This is a genomic window from Clostridium sediminicola (assembly GCF_050402865.1).
GTDB lineage: Bacteria > Bacillota > Clostridia > Clostridiales > Clostridiaceae > Clostridium_AF > Clostridium_AF sediminicola.
The window spans coordinates 90,856-107,933 of record NZ_BAABMF010000010.1; the positions used below are offsets into that span (position 1 = coordinate 90,856).

The window sequence follows — 17,078 nt, forward strand, 5'->3', positions numbered from 1 at the left end:
ACAAACCAGCTTTACAGAGAGTTAGGGATGCTGTAATCCTAGCAAGTGTTGGAGTAGACAAGTGGGTCTCTGAGGGTGGGGTGAAAAATCTAGATTTAGTAGCTTCCAACGTTTTGCCAACGTTACTAGGCAATGGGTGTGATAGCACTCTATTAAAGTGGATGTGTTTTTATACATCAATTAAGGTGGTACCGCAGGTTAGACCTGTCCTTTGGTTAAGGACAGGTTTTTTGTCGTGTAAAAAAATTAAAAAATAAAAAGGGGAGTTTAAAATGAAAAAGAATTTTAGGGGTATTATTGTTTTTTTATGTACTATTTTAGTGGCAGGTATTTTTGGAGGATGTTCTAATAATGAAAAAGTAGAGGATTCTAAAAAAGAAGATGAACAGAAAAGAATAGGTATTATACAAATAGTTGAACATCCATCTCTTAACACTATTAGAGAATCTTTTATAGAGCAATTAGAAGAACAAGGTTTTAAAGATGGAGAAAATGTAACTATTGATTATCAAAACGCTCAAGGAGATCAAACAAACTTAAAAACTATTTCTAATAAATTTGTAAACAAAAAATATGATTTAATAGTAGCAATTGCAACTCCTTCAGCTCAATCGGTAGTAGGAGCAACAGATGAGATTCCAGTTATATTTTCTGCATGTACAGATCCTTTAGGTGCTGGCCTTGTTTTAGATATGAATAAACCAGGAAAAAATGTTACAGGAACATCAGATGCTGTATCAGCAGAGAAAATTATGGAACTTGCAAAAAGAATAACTCCAGATATCAAAACTGTTGGTGCTCTTTACAATTCAAGTGAAACAAATTCTATCTCTGTTGTTAATAATTTAAAAGAATATGCTGCAGCAAATGGAATGGAAGTAATCGAAGCTACTGTTACAAATTCATCAGAAGTTCAGCAAGTTACTCAATCTTTAGTTGGAAAAGTAGATGCTCTTTTTTCACCAATTGACAATACTATAGCAACAGCGTTACCAGTAGTTTCTCAAATTTCTAATAAAGCTCAAGTACCTTTTTATGTAGGAGCAGATTCTATGGTTAAAGATGGTGGATTAGCTACTTATGGAATTAATTATTCTATTCTAGGTAAAGAAACAGCAGATATGGCAGTTCAAATATTAAATGGAAAAAATCCTGGCGATATACCAGTAAAGACTATGACTGATATGGATATTTATTTAAATCAAAAAACAGCCAATGAGCTAGGAATAGAAATACCTAGTGATGTTTTAGAAGAAGCAGCAGAAATATTTGAATAAGAAAAAGGGGAACTTATAATGTTATTTTCATCTATGCAGGGAGCAGTAGAATTAGGGATTATATATGCCATTATGGCACTTGGAGTTTTTCTTTCATTTAGAACTTTAAATATACCAGATTTAACAGTAGATAGTAGCTTTACTTTAGGAGCTTCTGTTTCTGCAATGTTAACTGTTGCAGGACATCCCTATTTAGCACTTTTAGTAGCTTTTTTAGTAGGTTCAATAGCAGGGAGTTTTACTGCTTTACTTAACACTAAACTTAAAATTCAACCTCTACTAGCGGGTATTTTAATGATGCTAGCGCTTTATTCGATAAATTTAAGAGTGATGGGTAATAAGGCTAATATTAATCTGTTATATCAAGAAACAATATTTTCAATTTTGAAAGATACAGTATTTGGCCAATACAGAGTATTAATTATTTCTACTATTATTTTAATTTGTATTTTGCTAATGCTATATTTTTTCTTAGGAACAGAGTTTGGATTTGTTTTAAGAGCTACAGGTGATAATCCAGATATGGTGAAGGCCTATGGAGCAAATACAGACTTTACTATATTAATTGGATTAGCACTTTCAAATGGCTTAGTTGCATTAACAGGGGCTTTAATTGCTCAAAATCAGCTTTTTGCAGATATTAGCATGGGAGTAGGAATGGTAGTTATTGGGCTAGCATCAGTTATTATTGGAGAGGTTGTTTTTGGAACAAAGTCGTTATTAAGAAGATTGATTGCAGTAATATTAGGAGCTATTGTATATAGAATTGTAATATCATTTGTACTTGAACTAGGTATGCCAGCAACTGATTTAAAATTAATTTCAGCTATTATTGTTATGTTGGCCTTATCTATGCCAGTAATAAATAAAAAGTTTTACTTTTATAAAATAAGAAAAGCAAATGCTAAAGGGGGAATGACAGATGTTGAAAGTTAATTCTATAAGTAAGACCTTTGGTATAGGTACTATCAATGAAAAATTAGCGCTTGATAACATTAGTTTTTCTTTAGAAGAAGGAGAATTTTTGACTATAATAGGTGGAAATGGAGCAGGTAAATCTACTTTGCTTAATTGTATTTCAGGTGTTCACAATGTAGATAAAGGGAATATTTTTCTGGATTCTAAAAATATTACATATATGCCTGAGTATAAAATATCAAAAGAAATTGGAAGAGTATTTCAAGACCCTCTAAGAGGAACAGCTTTTGATATGACAATAGAAGAAAATTTATCTATTGCTTTATCTAAAGGAAGAAGAAGAGGGCTGAGAAAAGGCATCCATAAGTCTGATAGAAATTTTTTAAGAGAACAGGTAGCACTACTTGGCTTAGGACTTGAAGATAGAATGAAAAATAAAGTTGGTCTTTTATCTGGAGGTCAAAGACAAGCACTTACTCTTTTGATGGCTACAATTGTAAAACCAAAACTACTACACTTAGATGAACATACAGCAGCTTTAGACCCATCTATAGCAGCAAAAGTTTTATCTCTTACTAAAACAATAGTAAAGGAACATAATATTTGTACAATGATGATAACACACAATATGAATCATGCTTTAGAATATGGCACAAGAACTATAATGATGAATGAAGGTAGAATTATTTTAGATATTAAAGGAAAAGAAAGAGAAAACATGACAGTAGATTCTTTAATAGAACAATTTAGTAAAAAAAGTGGAACTAGATTAAATAATGATAGAATGTTATTAAAAGAAGATTAAAAGTAACCAGAGCAATGAATAAGCTTAAAGGTTTTGCTAGGATTCTCAGAGATTGTAAACAGAGGTTGTAAACATATCTTTTCCTGAGTTCTGCGTAGAGTACAGAATTCAATAGAGTGTGGGGTAATAACCAAATCAAGGTAGTCACAGAAAGCAAGTTCGTCAGCAGATCTTACTCACAAAAAAGCACCGGTACTCATAGTGAGGAGGGCAACCGACGAACTTGTTTACTTAAAATCAGGTGAATTATGACTATTAAACCCAAAGTGTAAATTCATCACATTAAATGGAGATTTTAAATGCCCGAAGAACGATTCTTGAGGAGCGTTGTCCTAATAGTTACCTCTCCTATACATAGACTGATCAAGACCACAATCTTTTACTAACTTTTGAAACTAGAGACTTGTGTAATCGATTAAGAAAAAGGGATTACTCCCTTTCCCTCATCTAAGAACCGGACGTAAGAGTTTCCCGCTCATACGGTTCAAGCATTTCTTAACCATTTCTGGCGGCAGCATGAGATTTTAGTCGAATCCTTCTTTTAATGAAGTATCTCTTATCAATGAACGGATTTTTTGATATCTGTAGATTTGGGTGACGCTTAATGTCAATCGTCCTTAGGTTTATTAGACTATTTTTATCAGTCATGAATAACCAAGGTTTGCCATTATTACTATGCCAACATTTATTGCGATTCCTACAGTGATTCACTTTATGTTATCAGGTTAACTTTATCATTATTTTATATGGATTTGCTTTTCTATGAGGACAAACAATATTATATTTTCCATAATTCTACGAATACGTTTTAGATTATATACAATTCCATATTGGTATTCCAATGTCATTTTAATTTGTCTTACACCTTTTTTACGATTTTTAAAGTTGAATGCAGCTAAAAGTATATGTTATATTGCAAAATCCTTATCATTGTGCTTGCTACGCAACAATTCATATTTCGATAAAAAATAATTATAATTTATTTTTGGTGGCGGATTTTAGATTCTATATCTTTGCTATAGAAAACAATGAAAATCCTTTTTTTGGAATTAAAACCATGATGTTGTCGGCATATATGGATACTTACAGGAGTTTGCAATATACTAAAACAAATTAGGGGCAGTTCACAATCTTCTAAAGTCACGATTTAACAGTAAAATATCGTGTCTGAGATGTAGCTGAAGGAGTGAGTTCGATACATTATGTATTCTATGAAAGTAGTATAGGTGACTTGTAAGATTTTGATTTATTACTAATGAATACGAAATTGAGAGAAAAAGAAGAAAAATATTTTTAATATGTAGATATAATTATTTAAAATGTGAGCATGATAGATTATACTTATTGTTTTTTTTAGTTTATTTTTTAAATTATAGCATTTATTATAAAATCAGATTAGCATACTTAATACGGTATTAATGCTATTAATTTCTAAAAATGTATGATATAATTTATAATTATAATTAGTTGAAAATATAAGTTGATACATTGATATTAGAGGAGGAAAGGTCAATTATGATAAAAAAGATTATACCTATTGTTATGGGAGCTTTATTGTTATCATCTCAGTTAGTTTATGCTAGTACAAGCTCTGGAGAACTTAATAATACTGGCTCAAAAATAGCAGAAACTATTTCAACTGAGATAGTGGCTGCGGATTATGGATTTGTAAAATGGAATAATAATTGGTACTACAAAGATGCCAACGGTAAAAACTTTGTAGGATGGTTAGATTATCAAGGGAAAAAATATTATTGTAGTCCTTATGGTGGCGAACTAGAATTAGGGTGGGTAGAAATTACGGATGAAACAAATGTTGAAAATACTTATTATTTCACTTTGGAAGATGGAATGTTAAAAGGGTTTATGGAGATTAGTGGTAAAAACTATTATTTTAATGATGATGGGGTTATGGTTAATGGTTGGTTTGAATATGATGGTAAAACTTACTATCAAGATAGTTTTGGATTAAAGGCATACAAAGAAGATGATACATATCAAGAAACAGATAAACAGGATAAATTATTGCCTAATAAATGGATTGAAGATAACGGAAGTTGGAAATATGCAAATTCTGAGGGAGTTTTAGTGCAAGGATGGCAAAATCTAAATGGTAATTGGTACTATTTTGATAAGGCTTGTAATATGCTTACAGGAAACTTTACTGATGGTAATAAATACTACCTATCTACAGAATCAGGGGCTTTAGCTCAAGGGGAATGGTATGAATATAATGGTGAGTGGTTTTATATACAACCTGATGGAAGCTTAAAAACAGGATGGTTTGAACATAATAACAAATGGTACTGCTTTAGTTATGAAGGAAAATTAGCTACACATGAATTTAATGCTAAAGGGTGTATGTATGCAGCTGATTCTAGTGGAGCTTTACTTCATGATTGTTGGGCAAAATTATCTAATGGACAATGGGGTTATGCAAACTCAGAAGGAAAATTAATAAAATCAGGATGGATAAATAAATCAGGTAATGATTATGCTATATATGACTTTACATTATTGTGTGGTAAATGGAAGCTAGATGATACTTTTTATTTCTTTAATTCTGATGGTGTGCTAAATAAAAATGGTTGGGTTTGGGATGGAGATGCATGGAACTATTCATTACCTAACGGTGAACTAGTAACATATTATAAACAAATAGATGGAAAGTGGTACTTTTTTGATGAGTTCGGTGATCTACATTAGTCGTTATTTCAATTAGTAATAAATTTTTTTAGTGAATTAGTTTAAGGATAATCATGGTAGTTTTGTATTTGAACATGTATGAAGCAAGTTCGTCGGCAAAGCCTCCTCACTAAGAGCACAGCCTGCCAGTGCTTTTGTAAGGAGGCTTTGCCGACGAACTTGTTTTCTGTAAATGGACATTGTAAATATTAAAACTTTTAGATATAGGAAAAAAGATAAGTTGAAAATTAAAAAGATTTGCGATATGTTGAAATCCAATCAACTGCATAAGTAAAATTATTTGAATTTAATAAATCGTAGTTTTACTTATGCAGTTATAACTTTTCACGCGTTTATCCTGCTTGTTTACATGGATAACTTTACATAAATTTCACTTAGTGTTATTATATTCAAATGGTGAATTTATTCTTAATAGGGAATACGGTGTAAATCCGTAACAGCCCTTGCTACTGTAAGAAGGATGAGCAATCAAATGTCACTGATATTTATATTGGGAAGACGATTGTGAAGTTGATTTCGAGTCAGGAGACCTGCCATAAAAAGAATTAACTAATATTTCAATGGGGAATATAGTTCGTGTAGATATTTAAAAGCTATGGGACTCCTATAGCTTTTTTTGCGCTTGTGGACTGTTTCTGTTGACGAGGAGAGAAAAAAATGAAAAAGTTATTATCAACACTTATTGCTATGATACTTATGGTATCTTTGGTAGCATGTAGAGGAACAAATGAAAAAGCAACTAGTTCAGAGCAACAAACTGAAGCTAGTGAGTCAAAAGAAGTTGTTACTATTAAAAATGGTACAAGAATCTTTGAAATGGATTATGTACCAGAAAAAGTATTAAGTACAAACATAACTGTTCAGAGGGAACATTACATGATTATGAAAAAATCGACCAAGTTTATGATGATATATTAAATCTTGGTGTTATATTCCATGTAACAGACAAAGAAGAATCTCTAGTGAAAGAAATGCAAGATAAAATTGCTGCTGTTAAGGATAAAGAAAAAGATATTAAGCAAGAAGATAAAGTTAAACTATTTGTATGTGACAGTATTAATGATGAAAACTTAATTTTCACTTCTGGTACAATCATGGCTAATGAAGTAATAAAGTTAGTAGGCGGCGTTAACGTTTGTGAAAAAATACTTAATAAAGCATGGGGACGTGTTTTTGCAGAAGTATTAATAGATGCAAACCCAGATTATATTATTTTCTTAGATTATGGTAGTACTCCTGTTGAAGATAAAAATGGTGGCGGCTGCGTGTACAAACTTTGTTATCTTTATGGCGAAAAATTCAGCGGGGATACGTACTGCGTCATTTTGGCTATGGGAAGTATTGCAACTGCCTCTTGGAATAATTTTATTTTGCCAACCATAGTTGTATTGATAGGTATGCTATATTTTATATTTGAAAGTAATATTCTTAATGCTTTATTGCTAGGAGAGGAAAATGCATTAAATTTAGGCGTTAATGTTAAAGAAGTTAGAAAAAAATATTTGGTAATCACGTCTTTAATAACAGGTATTCTTGTTTCTGTTACTGGAACTATTGGTTTTGTAGGTCTGGTAGTTCCGCATGTTGTTAGAATTATTGTCGGATCAGATAATAAAAGGGTTTTATTATGTTCTGCGATTATTGGTGCTGAATTTTTAATTTGGTGAGATGATATTGCTGGAACAGCAATGGGAGTTGAGGAACTGCCGATTGGAATTGTTACCTCTTTACTTGGAGGCCCATTTTTTATTTATATGATTTCTAAAAAGACATATGGTTTTGGAGAAAACTGATGAAAATAAAATTAGAAAATATACATTTTAAATATGATGAAAAAGAGATTTTAAATGATGTTTCAGCAAGTATAGATAATAATGAATTTGTGGGATAATTGGTCCCAATGGCTCTGGAAAATCTACACTACTATAGACAATATATAGGGTTATCAAGCCTAGTGTTAGTAGAATATATCTGGGTAATGATTTGTTAAGTGATGTATCTATTAAAGACGCTTCAAAGATGATTGGTGTAATGACCGAGTCAAGCAACATTCCATTTGATTTTACAGTAGAAGAAATTGCAATGATGGGAAGAATTCCTTGTCAAGATAGATTTCAACTTAAAAATAAAGAGGATAAGGAAATTGTATATCAAACTTTAAAAGATGTAGGAATTTTTTCTCTAAGGGAACACTCTTATAATATGATTTAGAAAGAGCACGTGGAGAAGCATATATTCATATATCAAGACTTCATTCACTAACAGGATTACCTAGAGGAGTAACATATTCAATTCATGCTGCGCCATCATCAAGTTTAGCATATACAAACTTTTTACTCTATTATTTAGGTATGGTACCAGAATCAATTTCTGTACAAGATGGTTTGATGAATGAATATAGAAATATTCTTGAGAGTTTATTAAACAATCACCATTTATCATATGCTCTTAAACAAGATGTCCTAGATTGCCCGGGACAAATACTATTATCAAATGGTAATACCATTAGTCAATGTTGTAGAGAGCATAAAACATTTAAGTCCATTGAGATTGATATTCCGAGTATGGGAAATATAGATGTCATCGCTAAAACTCATTTTGGCATAAAAGGTACTTTGTATTTGATAGAACAAATATTGAATCGTTTGCCATATTAATTTTTTAAAATCTGTATATTTACAAATAAGATTTTTAGATGTATAATGTTAATAATTAAATATTTAGAAATTTATTTATATTGAGTTAGGGTAGAGAATTGGCTCTGTAACCCTATACCAACCTGTCTATGGGCAAGGTGGTCCACCCAAAAAGGATAAAAAGATTTTAAACAAAAAAGTTTAATTAACCTTCTTATCCTATGGATAAGAAGGTTTTTATATTTTTAATTACAATTGAATAATGACATACTTTACGGGAACTTAATCTATTCAAGTCTAAAATCATAAGTTATAGCAGGTTTTAGATTTGCTTAGATTTATAGTTGAAGTGGTATGTTTATAGTTAAACTTATAAAGAGTAAGGGAGAGTTAAGGCTCTATGAACTTACAGCAACCTACTAGAAATAGTGTTGGTGCTAATGCCCACCATAGCCATTGTGGATATGGGACTATAAGCGAGAATAATAAAAAACTTCCTTATAGTATTTTCTATAGGAAGTTTTTTTGTATATATTAGAAAAATTAAAAGGAGCAGATAATAATGAATAATGTTAATACAGAAACAAGAAGGGTTATAGGAGGTAATTCTTTTACAGATTCTATTATAAGAACAAATTCAAATACTGAGGAGTATGTAAAATACGTAATTTCAATTATCAACAAAAAATTATTTAAAGATGAAAAAGTTATAACGTATAAGTTAAACCAAAAGACTGCATTGATTTATTGTAATAAAAAGAAGGTTATAGAAAATCTTTTTGAAGAAATTGAGACCTTTAGACAAAAGAGTATACTTACTTTTGATATGACTCTTCTTGAGTTGATTAAATTAAAAATTAATGATTTTGATGAAACTTCAAATTATTATAAAAGGGTTAATGGGATGATAAATAGCTAATTAGGTCCGGGATTTTAGTAGTAACCACAATTACGGCCACTAAATTCAAATGCACAATAAAAGAAGTGATATATTTGAAAATATATCACTTCTTTTATAAGAATTAACTTTTAAATTATTATTTTGATTCACTAGTTATTTGAAAAAAATATTCTTCTATTTTTTCATACTCTTCATCATCTTCTATATTATTCATCACCATTTCGTTACCTAATTCTTCATAAGTAAATAATAAAACCTCTTCTTCATCTACTGGTATTAATGCTATATAATCATTATCTTTATAAGAAAAAACTCCTACCACATTACACTCTAATTCAGTATTATCGTCCAATGGTATTGTTATTATAGGCATTGTTTCCTGTTCATGCTCGTGTCCACATCCACAACCACATCCACTTTCTGTTTTGAGTTCATTCCCGTTACAATTGCAATTACATTCATGGTTATCCATTTTTAATCCTCCGTTATTTTCAATTATATATGTTTAGTATTTTATAAAAGCAACCTTAAAAGGTTATTCATACATTTTAATTCATAAAATTTTAAATTGCAAGTAACCAATAATTTAAATCAAATCATCCAAGCCATTAACTGTAGTTTGTTCATTCTCATTAATAGGAATAACTATACATTTTTGGCCATCAATCATTTGAGATTTTATTTGAGGTATTTTTTCGGGTTTTACTTTAAGTATAACGTCATAACTAGAAGTAACCTTAATATCTTCTGCATTTGCATCCTGAACTTGCTCTAAATTAGTTTCTAAAGTTTCTTCTAAATCAGTTTCAGAAGCTTGTTCTAAAACCGGATTATCATCATTAACTTCTGTAGACAGGGGAGTTTCATTATCTATAGCAGTCTCTTTTTCTACTTGCTCAAGTTTAGTTTGAAGTATTTCTACTTGTTTGTGTAGGCGTTCTTCCTTTTTCCTTTGCACATTTGCCTTAAGTACCTTTGAGTCAATTAAACTCTCTGCTAAAGGAAGATCATCACCAAAGTTTTCTATATAGGATTTTTCAATCTTAGTAGTAATTTCTTCGGGAACTTCACTTTCTATTAAAAGGTTTTGTATATCTTTCTTTGTTAAGCTTATCGGTTCACGATCTGTATCATCATATATATCATTGTATTCATCTATCATATTATTTAAGTTATCTTGTATTTCCATAAAAATTTTATCAGCCTTCTTTTCGTCAGCACTAAAAGAATCTTTAATAATTGATTGGAATGTTTCTTTTTGTATAGTAGCAGTTTGCTTTGAATAACAACCTAAAGCATTTTCCATTAATTCAGTATGTGTATCTTTTGCATTTTTTGTATAATACATAATAGAGTTAACATCTGTACTACGATCAATAAAAGCAGGAAACACAAAGCCATTAGTTGGGGCACCAACTACCCAATCTCTAATACGTGCTTTTATTTTATTTTCTTCTTCATAGTATCTAAGACCAGGATCTGAAAGTGAAACAGGACATATTGCACATAACACATATTCATATACTTCTTCAGATTCATCTAGTTTTGCATTATCTTTGGTTTTAGTAATAACATCATAAGCATCATGAAAAATAAGTATTAAAAAATTACCAGTATAATCATAATTATCTATAATCGATTCATAAAAATCATCAAGAATAGCATCATCTTTTAATTTACTGTTTTTAAGCTGCATAAGAGAAATTTGCTTTTCATTTATAAGATCCTCATTAGTTGGAAAGTTAAGTTCTAAAATATTATTTCCAATAGTTCCAGATAAAACTTTTTTAGCAATTTCTAAGTATTTAAAGTATTCATCCTCATCTAAATTTAGGAAGGATTCTCTAAATTTTAAAATAACATGTTTTTCACCATTAACATAGCATCCGCACGTTTTAGTGAAGGTACAATGACCTTTTTTAAAACGTCTTTTTAACTCAAGTATATCTTTTTTTCTCATATATAAACCCCTTTATATCTAGTTCACAGTTCACAATGCACAGTTTACAGTTAAGGATGATTTTCTTTCAGAAAATCTTAAAATTTCAATTAAAAGCTTTCGATTTATCGAAAGGTATCCGTTACTGTAAACTGTAAACAGTCAACTGTTAACATCATTAAATAGTATATTATCACTATTAATTATAGTATTTTTTTTATATTAATTAAAGATTTTATTAGGTAAACTTATTGAAGGTGGCATGGAAATTTAATTTATTTGCAGTTTTTTTTGATTCTTGATTGTTATGAGCGTGGTTTAAAAAAAATCTGGAAAAATTACTATTTCTTCTTGACAAACTAAAATAAAAATACTATCATGTTTATATACTCATATGGGTATATAAACATGATAAATAACCAAGATGATGAAGGAGAGGTAATATGGATGAGTTGACGAACTTATTTAAGGTTTTGTCTGATGAGACAAGATTAAGAATCTTGATAATAATGTACCATAGAGAGTTATGCGTTTGTCAAATGCAAGGAATACTTGAAGAGTCACAACCTAAAATTTCAAAGCACTTAGCAAAACTTAGAGATATGGGATTTGTGAAAGATCAAAGAGAAGAGCAATATATAAACTATTACTTAAGTGATAATAAGATGTTAAGAGATATTCTTGAGGGTATCATCGAACAATCTGGTGATAATGAAAAAATCACTAAAGACTTAGAAAGATTAAAGGAAGCAGATATATTCAAAGAAATTAAAATAAGGGGACGTAAAAAGTAGGGAGGATTTTGTAACATGGTTTTTATTACTAGTATATTCGGGTGGTTAAATGATCAATTATTAAAAATGACTTGGCTACATAATTTAGTAAGGTTATTGGTTGAAAAAGTTTTTGGATTATCAATAGAGGATAATGTTGGTGGAAGTATACATTTTTTTATATATGATACAATAAAGATATTTATTTTATTATCTGTTCTTATTTTTGTGATTTCATATATTCAGAGTTATTTCCCTCCAGAGAGAACAAAAAAGTTGTTAGGTGGTATAAAGGGTATAAAAGGAAATATTTTAGGAGCATTACTAGGAACGATAACTCCATTTTGCAGCTGTTCTAGTATTCCCATATTTATAGGTTTTACTTCAGCAGGGTTACCTATTGGGATAACATTTTCTTTCTTAATATCTTCTCCATTGGTGGATTTAGCATCTTTTCTTTTATTAATGTCATTCTTTGGGGCTAAGATTGCAGGTGCTTATGTAATAGTTGGGTTAATACTTGCAGTCATTGGTGGAACTCTAATTGACAAGCTAGGGCTCGAAAAGTATGTTGAAGGCTATGTTCGAGAAATTGAAAATGTTGATGCAAATATTGAAGAAATGACTAAAGAAGATAGAATTTCTTATTCAAAGGATCAAGTTAAGGATATTATTAATAGAGTTTGGATATATGTTTTAGTAGGGGTTGGAATAGGCGCTACTATTCATAATTGGATACCACAATCTATTATAGAAAATGTTATCGGAGGTAATAATCCTTTTTCAGTTTTATTAGCAACAATAGTTGGAATACCAATGTATGCAGATATTTTTGGAACATTGCCTATAGCAGAAGCGTTGTTTGGAAAAGGAGTAGGAATTGGAACAGTATTATCTTTTATGATGGCTGTAACAGCTCTTTCACTCCCTTCTATGGTAATGTTAAGTAAGGTTGTTAAACCTAAGTTATTAGGAGCTTTTATTACAATAGTGTCTATTGGAATAATTATCATTGGATATTTATTTAATGCTTTCGCATATATATTTGTTTAATAGAGGATATAAGTGATAAATTAATCACAATAAATAAATTTATTTGAAAAGGAGTTAATAATATGATTATTAAAGTATTAGGAACAGGATGTACAAAGTGTAAGAAATTAGAGGAAAATGCAAAAAAAGCTGTCTCAGAATCTGGGAAAGATGTATCAGTTGAAAAGGTTACTGATTTCAAAGATATTATGAAGTACGGAGTGATGAAAACACCTGCATTAGTAATAGATGAAAAAGTAAAAGTCTCAGGTAGAGTTGCAAAAGTTGATGAAATAATCAAATTATTATAAAATAATTAAAATAACTATCTTAGAATAAATACTAAGGTAGTTATTTTTGATTATGAAAGTATGAAATGATTAAAAACAGAATTAAGAACTTTTTTATTCCAAAATAAGTTTTATTTTATTAACACTGGAATAAATTATATTAAAATAGTATACTGAAGTATATTGATAAAATTGGAAAGCGAAGAATATCTACATAATATTCAAATCACATAGCTTGGAATAGGAGTATCATATGACAACAATTGATAAAAAAGAAATAAAAAGAAAAAGAATGATGAGTTATTTTATAGACGCTGCAGATAAAATAATAGATGAAGAAGGAATTGACCAACTAACAATAAGAAAGGTTGCAGACCTAGCAGGGTATAATAGTGCAACAATATACAATTACTTTGAAAATCTTGAACATTTAGTATGTTATTCTGCTATATCATATTTAAAAGATTATTATATTTCTTTAAATGATTACATCAAAGAAGCAAAGAATGGATATGAAAGATTTTTATTAATTTGGGAAAAATTTTGTACTCATTCTTACAAGAATCCTAAGATATATAGAACTATTTTCTTTTCCAGTACTAAACAGACTACTTCAGAAATATTTAATGACTATTTTAGTATTTTTCCTTTTGATTTTGGTAAATACAATAGTTACGTTTCGCAAATGTTAATTGAAAAGGATATTCATTCAAGAGATAAAGCAATACTAATGAATTTAGTGGAAGAAAATTATATTAGAGAGCAAAACATTGATGAAATAAATGATTTTATCATAGTTTTTTATAGAGGAATGCTTGCAAGAATTATAGATAAGCTTGATTACGAAGAAATAAATATAGAAGAAGAAGTTAAAAAGACTGTTAAGTACATCCGTAAAATATTAGAGGGATATAAGGAGTAGGAAGACCAAACAATAATAAATATAATTGAGAAATTATGTAAGAACAGGGGTGATTATTTCCCTGTTCTTTCATTTTTTATGTTAAATTAACACGGAAAAGAAAATTTTCTGAAAAAATAATCATGTTTATTTTATAATCATGTTTACAAAAGTCTGAAAATAGTGTACAATGAAATTGATTAAAATTTAACAAAGAAAGGAGCTACTATAGTGAAGTTAGAGTTAGGTAATTTTTATGTCAAGGATATTAGATTTGGAAGTGAATCAAAATTCTCAGATGGAACTCTTTGGATTAATAAAGAAGAGGCTCTTGAAGTAGTAAGAGAAGATCAGCATATAACTGATGCTGATTTGGTTATTGCAAAGCCAGGCGATGAAACAAGAATTGTTCCAGTAAAGGAGGCAGTTGAACCAAGGGTTAAAGTTAATGATGATATTCCTGCTTTTCCAGGTGTGACAGGAGAAGTAGTACAAACTGGATATGGAAGAACACATGCGTTAAAAGGTTGTAGTGTTTTAGCAGTAGGTAAACATTGGGGAAGTTTTGGAGATGGCCTTATTGATATGTCAGGAGAAGGTGCTAAATATACACTTTTTTCACAATTAAATAATGTTTGTTTAGTAGTTGATACTGATGAGGTTGAAGAAAGACATGAACAACAAAAGAAAAATCATGCAATTCGTTGGGCAGCTCACAGATTGGCAGAATATCTAGGATCTATTGTTAAGGATTTGGAACCTGATGATGTAAACGTATATGAACTAGGAGCAATGATTAAACGAGAAAAATCTATAGAAGAGCTACCATCAGTTGTTTACGTTATGCAACCTCAATCTCAGATGGAAGAAATGGGATACAATGATTTATTATATGGATGGGATTTAAATCATTATATACCTTCACTAGTGCATCCAAATGAAGTGTTGGATGGAGCAATTATATCTGGATCATTTATGCCTTGTTCATCTAAATGGTCAACTTACGATTTTCAAAATAATCCAACTATAAAAAGATTATATGAAGAACACGGAAAAACATTGAACTTCTTAGGCGTTATTTTATCAAACTTAAATGTTTCTTTGGAACAAAAGCAAAGATCAGCTCAATATGTAAGTAAACTAGCTAAAATGGTTGGTGCTGATAGTGCTATATTGGCAGAAGAAGGCTATGGTAATCCTGATGCAGATTTTATTGCATGCTTTGTTGAATTAGAAAAGGCCGGAGTAAAAACTGTCGGAATGACAAATGAATGTACAGGTAGAGATGGACAATCACAACCTCTTGTAACACTAGATGAATTAGCAAATGCAATCGTATCTTGTGGAAATGTATCTCAACTTATAAAATTACCTCCAATGAAAAACGTAATTGGTGAATTAGAGGCATTAGGAAGAGATGGATTATCAGGCGGATGGGCACATGATGAAAAGTTAGGACCATCAGTTAAAGAAGACGGAAGTATTATATTAGAAAACAATTCAATGTTCTGTGGAGATCAAGTATGCGGATGGTCACCTAAGACAATGAAAGAATTTTAAAGGAAGGAGAACGTTATGAGAAAAGCTATAATGTATATAAATCAATTTTTCGCTGGGATCGGTGGAGAAGAAAAGGCTGATCATAGACCAGAAATTAGAGAAGGATTAGTAGGACCTGCAATGGCATTAAATGCTAATTTAAAAAATGCTGAAATAACACATACTGTAATATGTGGAGATAATTTTATGGGTTCAAATACTGAAGAAGCTATAGAATTAATAAGTGAAATGCTTGAAGGCATAGAGTTTGATATTTTTTTCGCAGGACCAGCTTTCCAAGCAGGTCGTTATGGAGTTGCATGTGGAACTATATGTAAACACGTTAAGGAAAAATTCGGTGTTGAAGTTATTACTTCTATGCACGAAGAAAACCCAGGTGTTGAAATGTTTAAAAAACATATGTATGTTTTCCCAGGAGGAAAAAGTGCAGCTGCTATGAGAAAAGATACTGCAAAAATGGGTGGATTAGGAGATAAAATATTAGAAGGAAAAACTGAATTCTTAGCTGAAGAAGAAGGATATTTCGCACGAGGAATAAGACATCAAGTATGGCTTAACGATGGTAGACCAGCAGCAGATAGAGCTATTGAAATGTTGCTTAAAAAAGTAAATAACGAACCATATGTAACTGAATTACCAATTCCTAAGATAGACAGAATTCCTATTGCAGCACCAATCAAAAATCTTGCTGAAACTAGAGTTGCTATTGTAACAACTGGAGGTATTGTACCAGTAGATAATCCTGATAGAATTCAATCTGCATCTGCAACAAGATGGGGAAGATATGATATAAGTAAAATGGATAGATTAGAAGGCGGAGTATTTAAAACAATCCACGCAGGTTATGACCCAGCAGCAGCAGATGCTGATCCTAATGTTTGTGTACCAGTTGATGTTATGAGAGATATTGAGAAACAAGGTATACTTGGAAAGCTAGATGACTATTTCTATTCTACAGTTGGTACTGGAACAACTGAAGCAGAGGCTAGTAGAATGGCAAAAGAGATAATTCCATTCTTGCAAAAAGATGGTGTGGATGCAATTATAATGACTTCAACCTGAGGAACTTGTACACGTTGCGGTGCAACGATGGTAAAAGAATTTGAAAGAGCTGGTTATCCTATAGTTATAATGTGTAACTTAATACCAGTAGCAACAACTGTTGGAGCAAACAAAATAGTACCTACTATTTCAATACCATATCCATTAGGAGATCCTAATACACCAAAAGAGGAGCAATGGAAACTTAGACATCATCGTGTATCAGTTGCATTAGATGCTTTAACACAAGATGTAGAAGAACAAACAGTATTTAAAGTAAAGAAATAGGAGGGTGATTA

16 protein-coding genes, 2 pseudogenes, 2 riboswitches and 1 other annotated feature (1 of these 21 running past the window's edge) are annotated in these 17,078 nt (G+C 30.6%); of the genes and pseudogenes, 15 read left to right on the forward strand and 3 right to left on the reverse strand.

Annotation, left to right across the window (positions count from 1 at the left end):
* Nucleotides 1-215, forward strand: a binding site (T-box leader); it begins 28 nt to the left of the window's first position.
* Nucleotides 216-272: 57 nt separating this feature from the next.
* Genes ACQ3F0_RS16115 through ACQ3F0_RS16125 form a run of 3 tightly spaced genes read left to right on the forward strand, consistent with a single transcriptional unit; the run spans nt 273 to nt 3,000 of the window.
* Complete coding sequence (locus ACQ3F0_RS16115) at nt 273-1,277, forward strand: ABC transporter substrate binding protein (RefSeq protein WP_428866397.1); 1,005 nt, start codon at nt 273-275, stop codon at nt 1,275-1,277.
* 18 nt (nt 1,278-1,295) lie between these two features.
* Nucleotides 1,296-2,213 (forward strand): ABC transporter permease, encoded by a 918-nt coding sequence (locus tag ACQ3F0_RS16120; RefSeq protein WP_428866398.1) that lies wholly within the window; start codon nt 1,296-1,298, stop codon nt 2,211-2,213.
* Nucleotides 2,200-3,000 carry an ABC transporter ATP-binding protein gene (locus tag ACQ3F0_RS16125; RefSeq protein ID WP_428866399.1) on the forward strand — a complete coding sequence of 267 codons (801 nt, stop codon included), beginning with the start codon at nt 2,200-2,202 and terminating at the stop codon, nt 2,998-3,000. Before ACQ3F0_RS16120 ends, ACQ3F0_RS16125 begins: the two co-directional genes overlap by 14 nt.
* A 723-nt stretch (nt 3,001-3,723) precedes the next feature.
* On the opposite strand, the pseudogene ACQ3F0_RS16130 reads toward ACQ3F0_RS16125, so the two are convergent.
* Nucleotides 3,724-3,977: pseudogene (locus ACQ3F0_RS16130) on the reverse strand (helix-turn-helix domain-containing protein); the annotation flags it as partial.
* Between the two features lie 538 nt (nt 3,978-4,515).
* Between ACQ3F0_RS16130 and ACQ3F0_RS16135 the strand changes: the two are divergent.
* The 6 genes and pseudogenes from ACQ3F0_RS16135 (at nt 4,516) to ACQ3F0_RS16160 (ending at nt 9,261) form a co-directional block, all read left to right on the forward strand.
* Nucleotides 4,516-5,706 (forward strand): PspC-like choline-binding domain-containing protein, encoded by a 1,191-nt coding sequence (locus ACQ3F0_RS16135; protein ID WP_428866400.1) that lies wholly within the window; start codon nt 4,516-4,518, stop codon nt 5,704-5,706.
* A gap of 380 nt (nt 5,707-6,086) precedes the next feature.
* Nucleotides 6,087-6,258, forward strand: a riboswitch (cobalamin riboswitch).
* 105 nt (nt 6,259-6,363) lie between these two features.
* On the forward strand, nt 6,364-6,624 hold the full coding sequence (locus ACQ3F0_RS16140) for a hypothetical protein (RefSeq protein WP_428866401.1): 261 nt from the start codon (nt 6,364-6,366) through the stop codon (nt 6,622-6,624).
* Nucleotides 6,625-6,635: 11 nt separating this feature from the next.
* Nucleotides 6,636-7,499: pseudogene (locus tag ACQ3F0_RS16145) on the forward strand (iron chelate uptake ABC transporter family permease subunit).
* A 190-nt stretch (nt 7,500-7,689) separates the two neighbouring features.
* Entirely contained in the window at nt 7,690-7,917 is a 228-nt protein-coding gene (locus tag ACQ3F0_RS16150) for an ATP-binding cassette domain-containing protein (RefSeq protein WP_428866402.1), read from the forward strand.
* A 140-nt stretch (nt 7,918-8,057) separates the two neighbouring features.
* Complete coding sequence (locus ACQ3F0_RS16155) at nt 8,058-8,363, forward strand: hypothetical protein (RefSeq protein WP_428866403.1); 306 nt, start codon at nt 8,058-8,060, stop codon at nt 8,361-8,363.
* Nucleotides 8,364-8,709: 346 nt separating this feature from the next.
* Nucleotides 8,710-8,821, forward strand: a riboswitch (SAM riboswitch).
* Nucleotides 8,822-8,904: 83 nt separating this feature from the next.
* Complete coding sequence (locus tag ACQ3F0_RS16160; protein WP_428866404.1) at nt 8,905-9,261, forward strand: hypothetical protein; 357 nt, start codon at nt 8,905-8,907, stop codon at nt 9,259-9,261.
* 118 nt (nt 9,262-9,379) lie between these two features.
* Here the strand turns inward: ACQ3F0_RS16160 and ACQ3F0_RS16165 are convergent, their stop codons facing one another.
* Both ACQ3F0_RS16165 and ACQ3F0_RS16170 read right to left on the reverse strand, forming a co-directional pair.
* Nucleotides 9,380-9,715 carry a DUF1292 domain-containing protein gene (locus tag ACQ3F0_RS16165; protein ID WP_428866405.1) on the reverse strand — a complete coding sequence of 112 codons (336 nt, stop codon included), beginning with the start codon at nt 9,713-9,715 and terminating at the stop codon, nt 9,380-9,382.
* Between the two features lie 114 nt (nt 9,716-9,829).
* A complete protein-coding gene (locus ACQ3F0_RS16170) occupies nt 9,830-11,203 on the reverse strand; it encodes a DUF4317 domain-containing protein (RefSeq protein WP_428866406.1) in 1,374 nt (457 codons plus the stop codon).
* A 422-nt stretch (nt 11,204-11,625) separates the two neighbouring features.
* On the opposite strand from ACQ3F0_RS16170, the gene ACQ3F0_RS16175 reads away from it, so the two are divergent.
* The 6 genes from ACQ3F0_RS16175 (at nt 11,626) to grdH (ending at nt 17,067) form a co-directional block, all read left to right on the forward strand.
* Complete coding sequence (locus tag ACQ3F0_RS16175; RefSeq protein WP_428866407.1) at nt 11,626-11,976, forward strand: ArsR/SmtB family transcription factor; 351 nt, start codon at nt 11,626-11,628, stop codon at nt 11,974-11,976.
* Nucleotides 11,977-11,991: 15 nt separating this feature from the next.
* Entirely contained in the window at nt 11,992-13,008 is a 1,017-nt protein-coding gene (locus ACQ3F0_RS16180; RefSeq protein ID WP_428866408.1) for a permease, read from the forward strand.
* A 62-nt stretch (nt 13,009-13,070) separates the two neighbouring features.
* Entirely contained in the window at nt 13,071-13,298 is a 228-nt protein-coding gene (locus ACQ3F0_RS16185) for a thioredoxin family protein (protein WP_428866409.1), read from the forward strand.
* A 232-nt stretch (nt 13,299-13,530) separates the two neighbouring features.
* Nucleotides 13,531-14,199, forward strand: coding sequence for a TetR/AcrR family transcriptional regulator (locus ACQ3F0_RS16190; RefSeq protein WP_428866410.1), 669 nt, complete (start codon nt 13,531-13,533; stop codon nt 14,197-14,199).
* Between the two features lie 210 nt (nt 14,200-14,409).
* Nucleotides 14,410-15,738 (forward strand): glycine/sarcosine/betaine reductase component B subunit, encoded by a 1,329-nt coding sequence (locus tag ACQ3F0_RS16195; RefSeq protein WP_428866411.1) that lies wholly within the window; start codon nt 14,410-14,412, stop codon nt 15,736-15,738.
* 15 nt (nt 15,739-15,753) lie between these two features.
* Nucleotides 15,754-17,067, forward strand: coding sequence for a betaine reductase selenoprotein B (gene grdH, locus ACQ3F0_RS16200; RefSeq protein WP_428866412.1), 1,314 nt, complete (start codon nt 15,754-15,756; stop codon nt 17,065-17,067).
* Nucleotides 17,068-17,078 lie beyond the last annotated feature (11 nt).